Annotated in this window: 9 protein-coding genes; 1 reads left to right on the forward strand and 8 read right to left on the reverse strand. The window is 73.4% G+C overall.

What is annotated here, in order from left to right; genetic code table 11:
* Positions 1-34: 34 nt before the first annotated feature.
* The 8 genes from ACZ6A9_RS02750 to ACZ6A9_RS02785 form a co-directional block, all read right to left on the reverse strand.
* A complete protein-coding gene (locus ACZ6A9_RS02750; protein WP_468976956.1) occupies positions 35-1822 on the reverse strand; it encodes a GMC family oxidoreductase N-terminal domain-containing protein in 1788 nt (595 codons plus the stop codon).
* 35 nt (positions 1823-1857) lie between these two features.
* Positions 1858-3471 (reverse strand): succinic semialdehyde dehydrogenase, encoded by a 1614-nt coding sequence (locus tag ACZ6A9_RS02755; protein WP_468976959.1) that lies wholly within the window; start codon positions 3469-3471, stop codon positions 1858-1860.
* 215 nt (positions 3472-3686) lie between these two features.
* Complete coding sequence (locus ACZ6A9_RS02760) at positions 3687-5375, reverse strand: serine/threonine-protein kinase (RefSeq protein ID WP_468976962.1); 1689 nt, start codon at positions 5373-5375, stop codon at positions 3687-3689.
* A gap of 91 nt (positions 5376-5466) precedes the next feature.
* A complete protein-coding gene (locus ACZ6A9_RS02765; RefSeq protein ID WP_468976968.1) occupies positions 5467-6738 on the reverse strand; it encodes a serine/threonine-protein kinase in 1272 nt (423 codons plus the stop codon).
* Between the two features lie 82 nt (positions 6739-6820).
* Positions 6821-8458 carry a serine/threonine-protein kinase gene (locus ACZ6A9_RS02770; RefSeq protein WP_468976973.1) on the reverse strand — a complete coding sequence of 546 codons (1638 nt, stop codon included), beginning with the start codon at positions 8456-8458 and terminating at the stop codon, positions 6821-6823.
* A gap of 159 nt (positions 8459-8617) precedes the next feature.
* On the reverse strand, positions 8618-11086 hold the full coding sequence (locus ACZ6A9_RS02775; protein WP_468976976.1) for a protein kinase domain-containing protein: 2469 nt from the start codon (positions 11084-11086) through the stop codon (positions 8618-8620).
* Between the two features lie 154 nt (positions 11087-11240).
* Positions 11241-13256 carry a serine/threonine-protein kinase gene (locus ACZ6A9_RS02780; RefSeq protein WP_468977945.1) on the reverse strand — a complete coding sequence of 672 codons (2016 nt, stop codon included), beginning with the start codon at positions 13254-13256 and terminating at the stop codon, positions 11241-11243.
* A gap of 365 nt (positions 13257-13621) precedes the next feature.
* Positions 13622-15328 (reverse strand): glycerol-3-phosphate dehydrogenase/oxidase, encoded by a 1707-nt coding sequence (locus tag ACZ6A9_RS02785; RefSeq protein ID WP_468976979.1) that lies wholly within the window; start codon positions 15326-15328, stop codon positions 13622-13624.
* Between the two features lie 272 nt (positions 15329-15600).
* Between ACZ6A9_RS02785 and ACZ6A9_RS02790 the strand changes: the two genes are divergently transcribed.
* A complete protein-coding gene (locus ACZ6A9_RS02790) occupies positions 15601-16809 on the forward strand; it encodes a nucleotide sugar dehydrogenase (protein ID WP_468976982.1) in 1209 nt (402 codons plus the stop codon).
* Positions 16810-17071: the final 262 nt, after the last annotated feature.

The following is a 17071-nucleotide window of genomic DNA, read 5'->3' on the forward strand; positions in this document are numbered from 1 at the left end:
AGGTCCTTTTCTCTTTTCCTCTTCTCGCCCGCGGCTACTTCTTGGGCGGAACCGCCGGGATCCCCAGGAACGGCAGTCTCAGCGCGCCGAACGCGTCCGCCGGGACCGCCGGGGACTTCGGCTCGACGGGCGTGAGCCGCTGGTACTGCTCGCCCTGCGCCGGACGCGGGTCGGCCTCGCCCTTGTTGGGCCAGTACGACATCGCCCGCTCGGCCTGCGCCGTGATGGTCAGGGAGGGGTTGACGCCCAGGTTCGCCGAGACCGCCGCCCCGTCCACCACCGAGATGCCGGGGTGGCCGTAGAGGCGGTGGTACGGGTCGATCACACCCGTCTCACGGGAACCGCCGATGTGGCAGCCGCCCAGGAAGTGCGCGGTCAGCGGCATGCCCGTCAGCTCGCCGACGTTCGAGCCGGCGAAGCCGTTGATCTCGGCCGCCAGCGCCGAGGCGCCGTCCGTGGCCGCCTTGATCTGCTTGGGGTTGGGGGCGCCGTGGCCCTGCCGGGCGGTGAGCAGCCCCCGGCCGACACCTGACGGCTTGAGGTAGGTCGTCAGGGAGTTGTCCAGCGACTGCATCACCAGGCCGATGATGGTCCGCTCCGACCAGCGCCGGTTGGACAGCGAACGCATCAGCGTCACCGGGTGCCTGGCCGCGTTGCCCAGCCAGCCCAGCACCCGGGCCGTCCCCGAACCGCGGCCCGCGTAGGGCACCTGGAGGATGGACAGCCCGCCCATCGAGTTGGAGCCCTTGCCGTAGCGGACCGGTTCGATGTGGGTGTTCTCGTCGGGGTGGATCGAGGACGTGATGGCCACACCGCGGGTGAAGTCGGCCTTCGGCTCACCGGTGACCTTGCGGTAGCGGCGGTTGTCGGTCTGCGCGCCGACGAGGGCCTCGGAGTTGGTGCGGGTCAGCTCGCCCAGCTTGTCCGAGAGGTGCGGCAACTGGCCGCCGGCCCGCATCCGGTGCAGCAGCGTCTGGGTGCCGTAGGTGCCGGCCGCCAGGACGACCCGGCGGGCCCGGAAGGTGCGGCCCTCGCCCTTGCGGCGCTTGTCCGTCGGCAGCGTGGCGACGGCGAACCCGCCCCGGGAGTCCTCCGTCACCGACACCACCGTGGTCATGGGGTGCACGACCGCGCCCGCCTTCTCGGCGAGGTGGAGGTAGTTCTCGTTGAGGGTGTTCTTCGCTCCGTGCCGACAGCCGGTCATGCACTCGCCGCACTCGGAGCAGGCCCGCCGCGACGGCCCCGCCCCGCCGAAGTACGGGTCGGGGACCTCCTGTCCCGGCTTCGCCTTCGCCGTGCCGTCGGCGTCCTCGCCGTCGCCGAAGAAGACCCCGACGGGGGCCATGTGGAAGGAGTCGCCCACGCCCATCCGCTCGGCCGCCGCCTTCAGGTGCACGTCCGAGGGGGTCATCGTCGGGTTGAGCCGCACACCCAGCATGCGCCGTGCCTGGTCGTAGTACGGCTTCAGCTCGTCCTGCCAGTCGGTGATGTGCCCCCACTGCGGGTCCTCGAAGAACTGCTTGGGCGGTACGTAGAGGGTGTTGGCGTAGTTGAGGGAGCCGCCGCCGACCCCCGCGCCGGCCAGCACCATGACGTTGCCCAGCAGGTGGATGCGCTGGATGCCGTACATGCCGAGCTTCGGCGCCCAGAGGTAGTTCTTCAGGTCCCAGGAGTTCCTCGGCAGGGTCTCGCGGGTGAAGCGGCGGCCTGCTTCGAGGACGCCGACGGTGTAGCCCTTCTCCGTCAGGCGCAGCGCCGAGACGGAGCCGCCGAAGCCGGAGCCGACGACGAGGACGTCGTAGTCGTAGGCGTCTTGAGGCACGGGTGTCTCCTCGTGGGGTGTCGCGTGCGGGTGGGTCACCTGAACCGGAAGGCCTTCATCAGGCGCAGGCTGCGGCTCATGAACGCCGCGTACGTCTCGTCGTCCATGCCGAGCGACGGCGCCATCGGCAGCAGCCGCTGGTGGGCGACCGTCTGCGCCTCGGTGTACTTGAGGATGCCCTCGGAGCCGTGCCGGCGGCCGAGGCCGGAGTCCTTCATGCCGCCCATCGGCGACTGGACGCTGCCGTACGCGGGCGCGTACCCCTCGTTGATGTTGACCGTGCCGGTGCGCATCCGGGCGGCGACCTCGCGTCCGCGCCGGGCGTCCTTCGTCCAGACCGAGGAGTTCAGACCGTACGGGGTGGAGTTGGCGGCGTCGACCGCCTCGTCGTCGGAGGAGAAGCGGTAGACGGAGACGACCGGGCCGAAGGTCTCCTCGGAGCAGACGCTCATCGGGGCCTCGACCCCGTCGAGGATGGTCGGCTCGTAGAAGTAGGGGCCGACGTCCGGGCGGGCCGTGCCGCCCGCGAGCACCTTGGCGCCCTTGGCGACGGCGTCGTCGACGTGCCGGGTGACGGCGTCCAGCTGGCGCCGGCCGACCAGGGAGCCCATGTCGGCGCCGTAGGCGAGGGACGTGCCGAGGCGGATCGCCCTGGTGCGGGCGGCGAAGCGCTCCAGGAAGGCATCCGCGACCGACTCGTGGACGTACAGCCGCTCGATGGAGATGCACAGCTGGCCCGCACTGGAGAAGCAGGCGCGGACGGCGCCGGCGGCGGCCTTGTCGAGGTCGGCGTCGTCCAGGACCAGCATGGCGTTCTTGCCGCCGAGTTCGAGGGAGACGCCGATCAGGCGGGCGGCGGCGCCCTGGGCGACCTCGCGGCCGGTGCGGGTGGAGCCGGTGAAGGAGACGTAGTCGGCGTGCCGGACGACCTCGGGGCCGACGACCGGGCCCTCGCCGAGGACGACCTGGAAGACGTCGGCGGGCAGTCCGGCCTCGATCAGCAGGTCGCGGGCCCACAGCGCGGTGAGGCAGGTCTCCGTGTCGGGCTTCATCACGACCGCGTTGCCGGCGACGAAGGCGGGGAGCGCGTCGCCGACGGAGAGTTCCAGGGGGTAGTTCCATGGCGCGATCTGGCCCACGACACCGCGCGGGTGGCGCAGTTCGGTGACCTTGGTCAGGGTCGGCATGGCGCCCGCGTGCCGCTTGGGCCGCAGGTAGGCGGCGGCCCGGCGGCCGTAGTGGCGGGCGGCGACGGCGACGGCCTGCACCTCCTCGTGGGCGTGCAGCCGGGCCTTGCCGGTCTCCAGCTGGATCAGGTCGAGCACCTCGGCCTGGCGCTCCAGCACCAGGTCGTGGAAGCGCAGCAGGACGGCGGCGCGCCGGCGGACCGGGATCCGCGCCCACACCGCCTGGGCGGCGCGGGCCGCCTCGAAGGCCCCGGCCACCTCCTCGGGGGTCGACTCGGGCAGGTCGGCCAGCTTCTCGCCGGTGAACGGCGAGTGGTTGGCGGTCCGGCCGGAGCCGGTCACCCCCTTGGTGAGCTGGGCGACCAGTTCCGGCGTCACCACGTCGGCTGCGGTGCGGGCCCCCGCGGGGGCGGGGGCGAGGGGATTGGTGCCGGTGGTTACCCGGGTCTGCGCGTCCGTCATGTGCCGCAGGGTATGCCGGAGCGCACACTTTGTGTACCCGTCGGTAACAGATTCCCGCACGGCCCTCACACCGCCAGTGAACGCTGGCAACAAACCCCCTGATCAGGGCATTGACGCCGGGAGCGGGTCCGTTGACTACGTTTCGATCTCGAGTCGGTCCCGGACGCCCTTGAACACCGCCGCTCCCTTTGCAGGGCCGGTACGGGGGGCCGGGCTCAGAGCTTGTGGACGTCCCACGAGTCGATGACCGTACGGGCGATCCTGCGGCCCTCCTCGGCGAAGTGCCCCTTGCCCGGGTAGACGATCCAGAGCCGGTACATGTCGCCGTCCTTGTTCCGGTAGTACATGACCTGCGCCTCGTGCACCAGGGCCGGTGTGGTGGTCGTCGTGTAGACGATCGTGTTCGTGGCCGCCTCGCGGTCCTTGTACGTGGTCTCCCGCGGCTGCCCCTCGGGCGCCGGCTCGGAGGCGATGCCCCAGCCGTACTCGCCGTCCTTGAGCTCGTTCCAGTGCGAGAACGCCCGCTCCGACGCCGATGCCTCGATGTCGCCGTCCTTGTCCTCGGACGTGAGGTCGCGGTCGCTCTCGATGCGCACCATTCCGCTGGGGTCGGTGAAGGAGACGACGGTCCCGTCCGCGTCGTCGTCGGGCTTGTCCTTCACGAACCCGTCCGGCACCGCGAGGGAGACGCCCGGCCGGTCTCCGAGGTCGTGCGTCGTCCAGCCGTCCGGGAGAGGGCCGGCGAAGGGGTCCGCGACCAGCAGGAACACCGCCACCGCCCCGGCGACCACGGCCGCGCCGAGCGCGGTCAGCGTCTTGCGGCCGATCCGGATGCCCTTGCCGTCGCGGACCGGCCCGGGGAGCGGGCCGACCTGCGTGACCTGCGGGGCGGGCGGGTTCGCGGCCGCCTCCAGTACGGCGCGGACCTGGGTGGCGTTCGGCCGCCGCGCGGGGTCCTTGTGCAGCAGGGCCGTGATGATCTCGGCGAGCGGACCCTGCGCGGAGGCGGGGGGCGCCGGGGTCGCGTTGAGGACGGACTGGAGGGTCGCGGGGGTGTTGCTGCGCCGGAACGGGGAGACGCCCTCCGTCGCCGCGTAGAGCACCACGCCGAGCGACCACAGGTCGGACGCGGGGCCGGGGCGCTGGCCCAGCACCCGCTCGGGAGCGATGTACTCGGGCGAACCGACGAAGCCGCCGGTGTCGGTCAGATTGGTCTCGCCCTCGATCTGGGCGATGCCGAAGTCGGTGAGCACGACCCGGTCGTGCCGGCCGAGCAGCACGTTGTCGGGTTTGACGTCCCGGTGCAGGATGCCGGCCGCGTGGGCGGCCTCCAGCGCGCCGAGCACCTCCAGGCCGACCCTGGCCGCCTCGCGTGCGGACAGGGTGCCCTCGTCCTGCAGCACGGCGCCCAGCGAGCGGCCCTGGACGAGTTCCATCACGATCCACGGCCGGCCGTCGACCACCGCGACGTCGTGGACGTTGACCACCGCGGGGTGGTCGAGGCGGGCGGCGGCACGGGCCTCGCGGCGCATCCGCTCGAAGGCGTTGGAACGTTCGCGTTCGGGAAGGTGGTCCGGGACGCGCGGCTCCTTGACGGCGACCTCGCGGTCCACCGTCTCGTCCTTGGCCCGCCACACCGTGCCCATGCCGCCGTGCCCGAGCTTGGCGAGCAGCCGGTACCGTCCGGCGATGAGCCGGCCGGTGCCGGGATCGGGCGCGGTCGCCGGCTGCGGGGCCGGGTCCTGCCCCTGACCGTGCGGGAGCGGCGCCCGCGGCGGGACCACCTGGGTCGGTGCCGCGTACGGGTTGCCGGGGTGCGGCACCGCCGCGGGCGGGTTCGGCGGTTGCAGATCAAAACTGGTGGGCTCGTCGGCCCCGCGGCGGGCTCCCCCGTTGTTGCTCATGGTTCATCCATATCGCGCGAGGCCCCCGCGTATCCACCGCGAACGCCCACCGGTCACAGACCCGTGACCCTCACCGGCGCTTATCTCCCTTTTATGGCCCTTTGGAGTCGGCCTGCGGTGAGGAACCCGACACAGAGGGGGTGTCCGTCGTGGCACCGGACTCCGACGGCAGGGCCCGCTGCGGACTGGTGGTCGTGGGGGCGGACGCGGGCGGCCGGGGCCCGGGGGCCGACTCGCCGGGAGGTGTCTCAGGGGCCGTGCTCGTCGGGGTGCCGCCTCCGTCGCCGTCCCGGTCCTGCAGGAGCAGCGCCGCCGCGGACACGCCCGCCCCGGCCATGGCGGCGACCGCGAGTGCGGCCACCAGCACGCCCCGCGTGGGCTGCCGCCGCACGGGACGCCCCCCGGGGAAGGCGGACACGGCCGTCTCCGTCCGCCACGCCGCGAACCGGCGGCGGGACAGGGCCCGGTCCGGCGGTAACAGGTCAGGGGGGACCGACTCCGGGGTGCGGCCCGTCGCGAGGAACGCCCGCAGCATCCGCTCGGCCCCGTCCGCGTCCAGCCGGCGGTCCGGGTCGCGTTCCAGCAGGCCGCGCACCACGGGGAGGATCGGAGCGGCCTCGGCGGGCGGCCGGATCTCGTCCACCACGACCGCGTGCAGGACGCCGCTCAGCGAGTCGCGCCGGAACGGCGACTCGCCGCTGAGCGCCGTGCACAGCAGCGCGCCCAGCGACCACAGGTCGGACGCGGCTCCCGTCCGCGCGCCGGACATCCGCTCGGGCGCGGTGTACTCGGGGGAGCCGACGAAGGAGCCGGTCTCGGTGAGCGTGGTGGAACCCGAGACCTGGGCGATGCCGAAGTCGGTCAGCAGGACCCGGTCGGTGCCGTCCTCCAGCAGGACGTTGGCGGGCTTGAGGTCGCGGTGCAGCACACCGGAGGTGTGGGCGGCCCGCAGCGCGCCCAGCAGGTCGACACCGATCCGCGCGGCCTCCGCGGCGTCGACCGGGCCCTGTCCGGCGATACGGTCGGCCAGGGACGGACCCTCGATCAGTTCCAGGACGATGTACGGGCGTTCGCCGTCCTCGACGACGTCGTGGACGACGATGATGTTCGGGTGGCTCAGCTGAGCCAGGGCACGCGCCTCGCGCAGGGTGCGGTCGCGCTGCCTTCGGGCCTCCGCCGCGGAGAGCGTGTCGTCGAAGGGGAGTTCCTTCACGGCGACGCTCCGCCCCAGCAGTTGGTCGGTGGCCCGCCAGACCACACCCATGCCGCCGCGCCCGATCATCGCCTCCAGCCGGTAACGTCCCGCGATGACACGGGCGTTGCGTCTCGCGTTCCCGTTCTCCGGCTCCCCCTCGGTCACCATGAGCCCATGATGCCCCACCGGATGTGTCCGCTCCGGTACGGCGATTCGGCCAAGCGGCCCACGCCCTCCCGTGCCACGCGGGTCAGGGCTCGCGCCAGCCCCGCAGGATCGTCCGGAACTGCTCGCGGGTCGTGTCCCAGTCCGCCGCCGGGGCGGCCATGTAGAGGGCGTACTCGACACCGTCGCGCGAGAGGTACATCTGGTCGATCGCCCGGTACGGACCGGGGAACTCGGTGTCCTTGGCCAGCGCCGTCCAGCTGTACTCCAGCCGGGCGCCGTCGCGGTCCCGGTAGGTGAGGCGTTGCAGGCCGAGCCGCTGGTAGTCGACCAGGCGGCGGCCGACCTGCTGGTCCAGGTCGCTCAGGTGCTCGTAGGGGTCGTCGAAGTCGGGTGAGTCGTCGGCGGCGATCCGCAGGAAGTGCTTGCCGCCGTCGGGCGTGTAGTCGACCTGGCGGGTCTCCTCGTCGAAGACCACGCGCTCCCAGTCCTCGCCGGGCAGCACGACGGTGAAGCCGAACGGGTCGGTGCGGCGCACCCAGCCCTCGGGGAGGCCGTCCGCCGACTCCGTCCCGCCCGACTTCGTCCCGCCGGGCGTCGGGGCGGGCCCGGAGCTCTCGGAGGGGCCGGCCGTGACGCCGCCCCGGTCCCACTGCCGGAGCACCACCGCGGTTCCCGCTCCCACGATGACGGCCAGGGCGACGACCAGGGCGATCATCCGCCCGCGCACCCGTCGGCGCGGTGCGGCGGGCGGCCCGTACGGCTGCTGGACGGCCGTCGGACCGCCGCCCCGCGGATGGTGCGGCGGCTGCCCGACCGCGGGGTACGCCTGCGGCCCGCGCTGCTGCGGCAGGGGCACGTGGGGGTCCACGGCCCGGGTCGGCACGAACTCCTGCGCGGCGGCCGGGCGGCGCCCCTCGGCGGCCTCGGCCAGCATCTGCTCGGCCCGGGAGGCGTCGGGCCGGGTGGCCGGATCCTTGCTCAGCAGCGCGCTGATGACGGGCGCGAGCGGGCCGGCGTGCAGCGGCTCGCCGGCCTCCTCCTCGACGACGGCCTGCATGGTGGTCAGCGGTGAGGTGCGGCGGAACGGCGACACGCCCTCCACGGCCGTGTACAGCGTCGCGCCGAGCGCCCACAGGTCGGAGGAGGGGCCGGGGTCGTGGCCCCGGACCCGCTCCGGCGCCAGGTAGTCGACGGAGCCGACGACCTCCCCGGTGCGGGTGATGGCGGTGTCGCCGTCTATCTGGGCGATGCCGAAGTCGGTGAGCAGCACCCGGCCGTCCCGGGCGAGCAGGACGTTGCCCGGCTTGACGTCGCGGTGCAGGACGCCCGCGGTGTGGGCGGCGCGCAGGGCGCGCAGCACCCACAGGCCGATCCGGGCGGCCTCCCGGGGATCGACGCGTTCTTGTTCCTTCACCGCGTCGGCGAGGGAGTGGCCCTCGACCAGTTCCATCACGATCCACGGCCGGCCGTCGTGTTCCAGCACGTCGTGCACCGTGACGACGGCGGAGTGGTTGATCCGCGCGGCGGCCCGTGCCTCCGCGCGGGTGCGCGCCAGCAGCATGGCCTGTTCGCTGTCCGAGACATAGAGGGCCGCGGTCAGTTCCTTGATGGCGACGGAACGGTGCAGCACCTCGTCGTGGGCGCGCCACACCCGGCCCATGCCACCGCTCCCGATGGATTCCCCGAGCCGGTAGCGGCCCGCGACGAGCGAGCCCTGCATCTGATTCACGTTGCCCCGCAATGGTCTTGACAGGCTCAGGGTAAGTACCCCGGACCATCCTGGGAACCGACGACGTGCCATGGAGACCGCACTGTGATGGTTGTCGCTGATCGGGCCGGGAGGCAACCAGAACGCCCTCGCCCGCGTGGCGCCCGCGGTTCAGCCGGTGTGGCGGTAGGTCGCCGCGGCCTGCTCGTACAGCCGTGTCACCTCGTCCCGTTCGGCCTCCGGACCACGTACCTGTACGACGTGGTAGCGGCCGTCGATGAGAGCCGCGAGGTTACGCACGTACAGCTCGCCCTCGGCGCCGGTCCAGGTGAACTGGCCCTCGGCCATGGTCCGTCCGCCCACCTCGATGGTCTTCAGACCGGTGGAGGTGGCCCAGCTGGAGTCGCGGTAGGGCTGGAGCTCGCGTTCGTCGTCCCGCTGGTAGGCCATGGGGTCGCTGCCGAACTGCGCCGCGCTGTCCCGGCCGGGGACGACGATGAGCTCGAAGTCGCCGCGGGAGTAGACGACCTGGCCGCTGCCGTTCTTCCCGGTGCGCTGCCAGTCCTCGGCGACCGCGACCCGGAACCCCTCCGGGTCCTCGCGCAGGGTGAAGCCGTCGGCGGCCTCGGGGCCGGTGGTCTGGGTCTCCTTGTCGGCGGCCGACTCCTCGGGACTGCTCTTCGGGGTGTCCCCGGGCTCCGGCGGACTCTGCCCGGCGTCCGGCGGGTCCGGCGCGCCGCTGACCTCGCCGGCGGCGCCGGTGCGGTCGGCCGGCGCTCCCGCGTTCTGCCCGCCGGACTTCGGCATGAACAGCACGGCGTACGTGATCGCCGCCGCCATGGCGAGGAACACCAGCAGGAGCAGGGTGCGGCCGAGCCGGCGCGGGGAACCGGCGGGCTTCCTGGCCCGCTTGTGCCGTCCGTGGTGCGCCGGGAGCCCGGCACGGCGCCGGCGCACCAGCTCGCCCCGGCGACGTATGACCGGCAGCCGACTGGTGTCGGCGGGCGGTGCGCTTATCACGTGCACGCCGGCCTCGGGCTCGGGCGCCGACCGCACCAGGGAGCGCAGCCAGCCGCGCAGTTCCTCGAAGTCGGGCCGCTCGGTGGGGTCCTGACGCAGCAGCGACTCCACGACCGGCCGGAGCGGCCCGCACTCCTCGGCGAAGGCGGGCGGCTCGGCGCACACCATCTGCACCAGTTCGGCCGTCGACTCCTCCGGGTAGGGCGCGTGTCCCTGCACGGCCCGGAACAGCAGGGAGCCCAGCGCCCACAGGTCGGTGGCGGGCCCGATGGGCGCGGCCAGCTGCCAGTTCTCGTGCACGGGTCCGGCCTGCTCCGGCGCCCAGCGTTCGGTCACGGGTCCGACGACGGCCATGCGCGCCTGTCGCGCCCGCTCGGCGGCCAGCGCGGTGGCCGGGCCCCGGCGGGCGGGGGTGTGCGCCACCAGGTCGTCCCAGCGGGAGGGCGGGGCGGCCGAGCCGGGGCCAGCGGCCGCTTCCAGGGCGCCGGGCCCCGCGGGGTCGGGCGGGGGGCCGGCGAGGCCGCCAGCGCCTGCGGGGCCGGTGCGGGGCGTGACGGCGGGCAGGGCGGCGACGCCGTAGGGGTCGGCTATCCGGCCCGGGGGGACCGCACGGGGCGGCGGGCCGTCGTCCCCGGGGGCGGGGCGGGCGCCGGGCAGCGCCGCACGGCCGCCCTGCTGGGCCTCCTGCACACGGGCGGCGGCACGGGTGCCCGCCCGGTACGCGGCGATCGCGCCGGCCCGGGCGGCGCGCACGTCTCCGGCGCTGTCGAGCGCCTTGGGGGCCGCGGCGGGGGTGAGGCCACCCGGTGTGGCCGCTCCGCCGCCGGGCAGCCGGCCGGCCCGCGCCTCGATGGCGGCCCGGCGCGCGGCGTCGGGGTCGGGGTCGGGGTCGCGGGCGAACCCGGGCGGCCAGGACGGGCCGCGTCCGGCCTCCGGCGGCGGTGTCAGGGCTTGGAGGGCGCCCTCTTCCGCTGCCGGTTCCGGCTCCTGGGCGGGCACGGGGTCGTAGCCGCACAGTGCCTCCTCGGCCGCGCCGACCGCGAGACCGGTCAGCATGACCCGGCCGTCGTCGCAGACCAGCACCGTGCGCGCGGTGATGTTGCGGTGCACCCAGCCGTGGGAGTGCAGCACCCGCAGGGCCGTCAGGACCTCGGAGGCGACCTCCGCCGCCCGGTAGGGGGACAGCGGTTTCTCGGCGAGCAGGGCGGCCAGCGGGCGGGCGGCCACGTGTTCACTGACGATCCACAGCGAACCGCCCTCCGCGAACACGTCGAAGACCTGGTCCAGGCGCGGGTGGTCGGGGATGGCGGCCGCCGCCTGCGCGGCCTCGACCGCGCGCCGCACCACCGGGTCGGCGGGCCGCCGGGTACCGCCGCGCGCGGCGGTGGGCCCGGGACCGCCACGCCGTGCGGTCCCGTCACGGGCGGTGAACCCGTCGGGCAGTCCCTCGGCGTCGAGCACCTCGGCCTCGACGACCTCCGGCAGCGGCACCTGCCTGACCAGGACCTCCTGCCCGCTGTAGGTGTCGAAGGCGCGGGTCTCGGTGAGTTCGTACTCGTCGGAGGGAGGCAGCGGCAGGCGGTAGCGGTCGGCGAGAACCCGTCCCGCATAGTCGTCCACGATGCCTCCCCCGGTTCTACGGTCGGTCAGTTCCGCTCGTCTTGCGGGCCGTTGCGGCTTCGTACGGTCCGCAAGCACTCACGATACGTGCCGGAGGCAACCCGCAGAGAGGGGATGTCCACATCTGGCCGCCCTTTCCGGGGGCCGCCCGCGGTCAGCCCTTCGGACGGAACGTCTCGGTCAGCGTCCGCCACGTGTCCTTGCGCAGGTCGCTGCCCCACTGGTCGGCCTTGGCCGTGTACATCAGCCCGTACCCGAGCCGGTCGCCCACGACGGTCCCGCGGTCGATGGAACGGAATGTGGTGCCGTCCGCCACGTAGGTGAACTCCCAGTCGGCCGTCTTCCAGCCCCGGTACTCCACCGCCTCGATGCTGATCCGCCGGTACTGGGAGCGCACCATGCTGCGCTCCTGGTTCTTCCAGTCCGCGACGGGGTCGTCCTTGGGGGTGGTCGTCCAGCCGATGAGCAGCTTCTGTCCGCCGGGCCCGGTGAAGCGGTCCCCGGCCGCTCCCGACGACTGGAACTTCCACCCCTCGGGCAGCCCGATCGAATACCCCTGGCTCCCCTTGTGCGTCCGCTTCTCCGTGGTGCCGCCTTCGCCGGCCGGGGCGCCGGGCTCCCCGGCGCCGGCGTCCGGGGCTGCCGTGCCCGTGCCGGTGCTCGTCTCGGTGGCCGTCGGTCCGCTCCCCTGCCCGTCGGTGCGGGTGCCGTCGCTCTCGTCGTTCTTGGTGTCGGAGCTCGGTTCCTGAGAGGCGGCGGTCCGGTCGCCACCGCCCTTCGCGCCCTGGCCGCCCTCGTCGTCACCGCCGCTGAGCACGACGGCCAGCACGATGCCGAGGACGACGAGGACCGCGACCACCGCGATGACGACCAGGGTCCGCCGCGGCACCACGTCGGTGAGTGATGCCCTCGGCGCCGGCCGGGCCGGCAGATCCGGCGGCGTCATCACGGGCCAGCCGGAACTGCGCCCACCGGTGCCCTGCTGCTGCCGCGCGGTGCCCTGAGCGCCCGGCGCGGCCACCGGGTCGGTGGCGGACGCGGAGGAGGAGCCGGCCGCGTCCGCCGCGGTCACGGAGGTGCCGCCGGCCGCTCCGGACCCGGAAGTGGCGCTGCCGCTGCCGGACTTGGCGCGGGCCGCCGCGGCGGCGCCCGCCGATCCCGCCGCCACCGCGGCCTTGCGCACGGAACGCAACGCGTCCCGCAGCTTCTCCCCCGCCTCCTCGGCCCGCTTGCCCCCGGCGTCGCGTTCGCCGGGCTGCTCGGGCAGCGGTACGACCTTCGTGGCGTCCGCCGGTTCCCGCTCGGCCTCCTCGGGAGCGGGGGCGTGGACGACCGCGTTCAGCAGGACGCGGGCACCGCGGTCGTCGAGCCGCTGGGCGGGGTCCTTGGTGAGCAGCCCGTGGATGACGTCCCGCAGCGGCCCCGCGTTCCTCGGCTCCTCCAGCGGCTCGGTCATCACCGCGGTGAGCGTCGCGATGGCGGAGCCCTTGTCGTACGGCGGTGTGCCTTCCACCGCTGCGTAGAGCAGCCCGCCGAGCGACCAGAGGTCGGCCGCGGGCCCGGGCTTGTGCCCGCGTGCCCGCTCCGGGGAGATGTAGGAGGGAGCGCCGACGAGCATGCCCGTGGAGGTGATGGACGGGTCGCCCTCGACCTGGGCGATGCCGAAGTCGGTGAGGACGACCCGGCCGTCCTCGGCGATCAGCACGTTGGACGGTTTCACGTCACGGTGCAGGATGCCCTCGCGGTGCGCGGAACGCAGCACGTCGAGCACGGCGAGGCCGACCTCGGCGGCACGCCGCGGCTCCAGCAGGCCGTCCTCCCGGATGACCTCGGCGAGCGACTTGCCCTCGACGAGTTCCATGACGATCCAGGGCCGGTCGTCCTCCTGCACCACGTCGTAGACGGTCACGGCGCTGGTGTTGCGGATCCGCGCGATCGCTTTGGCCTCGCGCAGCGTTCGCGTGATCAGGCGCCGCTTCTCCTCCTCGTCGATGCTCGACGGGAAGCGGAGCTCCTTGACGGCGACGGTTCTCCCCAGGGTCTCGTCCTGGGCACGCCACACCGTCCCCATGCCGCCGCGGCCGAGCACGTCTCCCAGCCGGTACCGCCCGGCGAGGAGACGTGCGCTCTTGTCCTGACGGGATGTCCCCGCCCGCTCCGCCTCCGACATGCGTCCCCTCATGCAACCCGCCCTGACAGAGCCTTCATTGTCCCTCACCCGACAAGTGCCCGACGCCCAGGGTGCCTCTGTCCGCGCGCCGGACCCGACGGGTACGGAACCCGGCCGGAGGGTGCGCTCCCCGGCCCTGCATGATGACCCCCCTACAAGGGCCCGGGTTGCGGACGCGCTGACGGATCCCGGTCTCGAGTTCGCGCTGCTCGCGGCCGAGTTCTGCCCTCGCACCCCGTAGAACGGCCGGGTTCCGAACGGAGATCCCGGTGTCCGCCACCCGTTCGAGTGATTCGGGGCCGCCGCGCCACGGACGGCACGGTTGCCGGCGGGACGGTCACCGCGGCGCGGTCACCGCCGCAAGGTCACTGCGGCACGACGTCCGGTGCGCCCAGCCGCGCCGCGTCCGCCGTCAGGTCGTCGGGCTGCCGCTGCGACTCGCGTTCGGCCTCCACCCGCTTCTCGTAGTGCTCCACCTCGCGCTCGATCCGCCTTTCGTCCCAGCCGAGGACCGGCGCCATCAGCTCGGCGGCCTCACGGGCGCAGCGCGTGCCCCGGTCGAACGTCTCGATGGAGATGCGGGTGCGCCGGGTCAGCGCGTCGTCCAGGTGACGTGCCCCTTCGTGCGAGGCGGCATAGGTGATCTCGGCGCGCAGGTAGTCGTCGGCCCCCTTCAGGGGCTCGCCCAGCGAGGGGTCGGAGGCGATGAGGTCCAGGACCTCCTCCGCCATCGTGCCGTACCGCTGCAGCAGGTGCTCCACCCGTACCGGGTGCAGTCCGGTACGCGCGGCCGTCCGCGCCCGCGCGTTCCACAGCGCGTGGTAGCCCTCGGCTCCGACCAGCGGCGTGTCCTCGGTGACGCAGCCGGCGACGCGCACGTCGAGTCCGTGCACCGCCGCGTCCACCGCGTCCTTGGCCATCACCCGGTACGTCGTGTACTTGCCGCCCGCCACCACGACCAGGCCGGGCACCGGGTGGGCCACGGTGTGCTCGCGGGAGAGTTTGCTCGTGGCGTCGGACTCGCCGGACAGGAGCGGCCGCAGACCGGCGTACACGCCTTCGACGTCGTCCCGGGTCAGCGGCACCGCGAGCACCGAGTTCACGTGTTCGAGCAGGTAGTCGATGTCCGCGCTGGACGCGGCCGGGTGCGCCTTGTCGAGGTCCCAGTCGGTGTCGGTGGTGCCGACTATCCAGTGCCGGCCCCAGGGGATGACGAACAGGACGGACTTCTCGGTGCGCAGGATGAGCCCGGTCGTGGAGTGGATGCGGTCCTTGGGGACGACCAGGTGGATCCCCTTGGAGGCCCGGACGTGGAACTGCCCCCGTTCGCCGACCATCGCCTGCGTGTCGTCGGTCCACACCCCGGTGGCGTTGACGACCTGCTTGGCGCGGACCTCGTACTCGCCGCCGCCCTCGACGTCCCGCACCCGCGCTCCGACGACCCGTTCACCCTCGCGCAGGAACCCGGTCACCCGCGCCCCGTTGGCGGTCCTGGCGCCGTATGCCGCGGCCGTGCGGACGAGGTTCGTCACGAAACGGGCGTCGTCCATCTGGGCGTCGTAGTACTGCAGGGCGCCGACCAGCGCGTCCTTCTTCAGACAGGGGGCGACACGCAGGGCGTGACGGCGGCTCAGGTGCCGGTGCACGGGCAGGCCCCGGCCGTGTCCGCGGGCCATCGCCATGGTGTCGTAGAGCGCGACGCCCGCTCCGGCGTACAGCCGCTCCCACCCCTTGTGCTGCAACGGGTACAGGAACGGCACCGGCCGCACGAGATGCGGAGCGAGCCTCTCCAGCAGCAGGCCGCGCTCCTTCAACGCCTCCCGGACGAGGGCGAAGTCGAGCATCTCCAGATAGCGCAGGCCGCCGTGGATCAGCTTGCTGGACCGGCTGGAGGTGCCCGACGCCCAGTCACGCGCCTCGACCAGGCCCGTGGTCAGCCCGCGTGTCGCGGCGTCGAGGGCCGTGCCCGCACCGACCACTCCGCCGCCCACCACCAGCACGTCCAGTTCGTGCTCGGCCATGGACGCGAGTGATTCGGCGCGCTGCGCCGGCCCCAGTGTGGCTGTCCTCACCGCTGCCTCCCGCTCATCGGTCACATCGGCCTCACCCGTCGGGCGAAGCCCGGTCCCCCACCCTCATGCCCAGATTCTGAACGGCCTGCCCGACTTCAGCCACCACGCACTCCGCCCTGTGGACAAGCCTGCGGAACGACTCACCGAAAACCAACCGATCAATCCCACATAACGGTCATATTTACTCCTAGTCTGACATTGCGCTCGCCTCTCCGGTCCACAGCGATTGCGCACCTGTCGCACTCCGGATATTGGGAAGGACGGCCCACGCCATGCCCGCAGATCTCGCCGTCATCGGACTCGGCCCGTACGGCCTGCCCCTGGCCCAGGCCGCCGTCGCCGCCGGCATCCCCACCATCGGTTACCGGACCGGCCCCGAGCCCGGCTCTCTCAGCGCCGCCGAACAGCGCCGCATGCTCGCGCAAGGCTTCCGCACCACCGCCAACCCGGCCGAGCTGGGCCGCGTACGCACCGCCGTCATCTGCGCACCGACCCCGCCCGGCGCGGACGGCGGGCTGGACCTCGGCCAGGTGGAGACGGCCGCCCGCACCCTCGCCGCCCGGCTGCGCCCGCACACCACGGTGATCCTGGAGTCCCCCGTGCCCCCGGGGACCACCGAGGGACCGCTGCTGCGCCTGCTCGAGTCGGGTTCGGGGCTGCGCGCGGGGCGCGACTTCCACCTCGCCCACTCCCCCAGCCGCGTCGACCCCGGCAACCGGGACTTCACCCCCGCCAACACCCCGAAGGTCATCGGGGGCCTCACCCCGGCCTGCACCGAGTCGGCCGCCGCCTTCTACGGCCGGCTCACCGACAAGGTGGTGCGCGCCCGGGGCACCCGTGAGGCGGAGACCGTGCAGCTCCTGGAGACCAACTTCCGGCACGTGAACATCGCCCTCGTCAACGAGATGGCCGCCCTCTGCCACGACCTGGGCATCGACCTGTGGGACGTCCTGCGCTGCGCGGAGACCAAACCCTTCGGTTTCCACGCCTTCCGTCCCGGCCCCGGCGTCGGCGGCCACGCCGTCCCCCAGGACCTCACCGCCCACGCGGGCCGCACCCTGCGCATGGCGGAACTGGCCCAGGAGGTCAACGGCCGCATGCCGCGCTACGTCGTCCAGCGCGCCGCCGCCCTCCTCAACGAGCACGGCAAGTCCGCGCGGGGCGCACGCGTGCTGCTGCTCGGCGTCACCTACAAGGCGGACCTCGCCGACCAGCAGGGCAGCCCCGCGCACGAGATCGCGGTCCGGCTGATGGAGCTCGGCGCCTCCGTCAGCTACCAGGACCCGCACGTCCCGTCCTGGAACGTCCTCGACCGGCCCGTCCCCCGCGCCGACTCCCTCTACGAGGCCGCCGCCGAGGCCGACCTGACGATCCTCCTCCAGCAGCACCGCACGTACGACCTCCAGGGCCTGTCGGTGAAGGCCCAGCTGCTGCTGGACACGCGGGGGGCGACTCCTACGGGGGCGGCGCACCGGTTGTGAGAGGGGGCGCACGGGCGCCGTCCGCACCACGGGCGTTGGTGGTGGGCGGGATGCCGCGCCGGTACGGTGGAAGCGAATGGAGCCCGCCGCGGAGGGCACTGCGACGGACTCCGGGATGATGCACGGGTGTCCGCCCCCGGTTCTCGTGAGGGCGGCCGCTCACCATCCGAAAAGCCGCAGGATCCACCTCCTCCGGCACTTCACCGTCCACAGACGGATCCGGTCCCAGCGGGTTGGTGTGCGGTGACGTCCCATGGGCGCC

The organism is Streptomyces sp. NPDC041124, assembly GCF_055592385.1.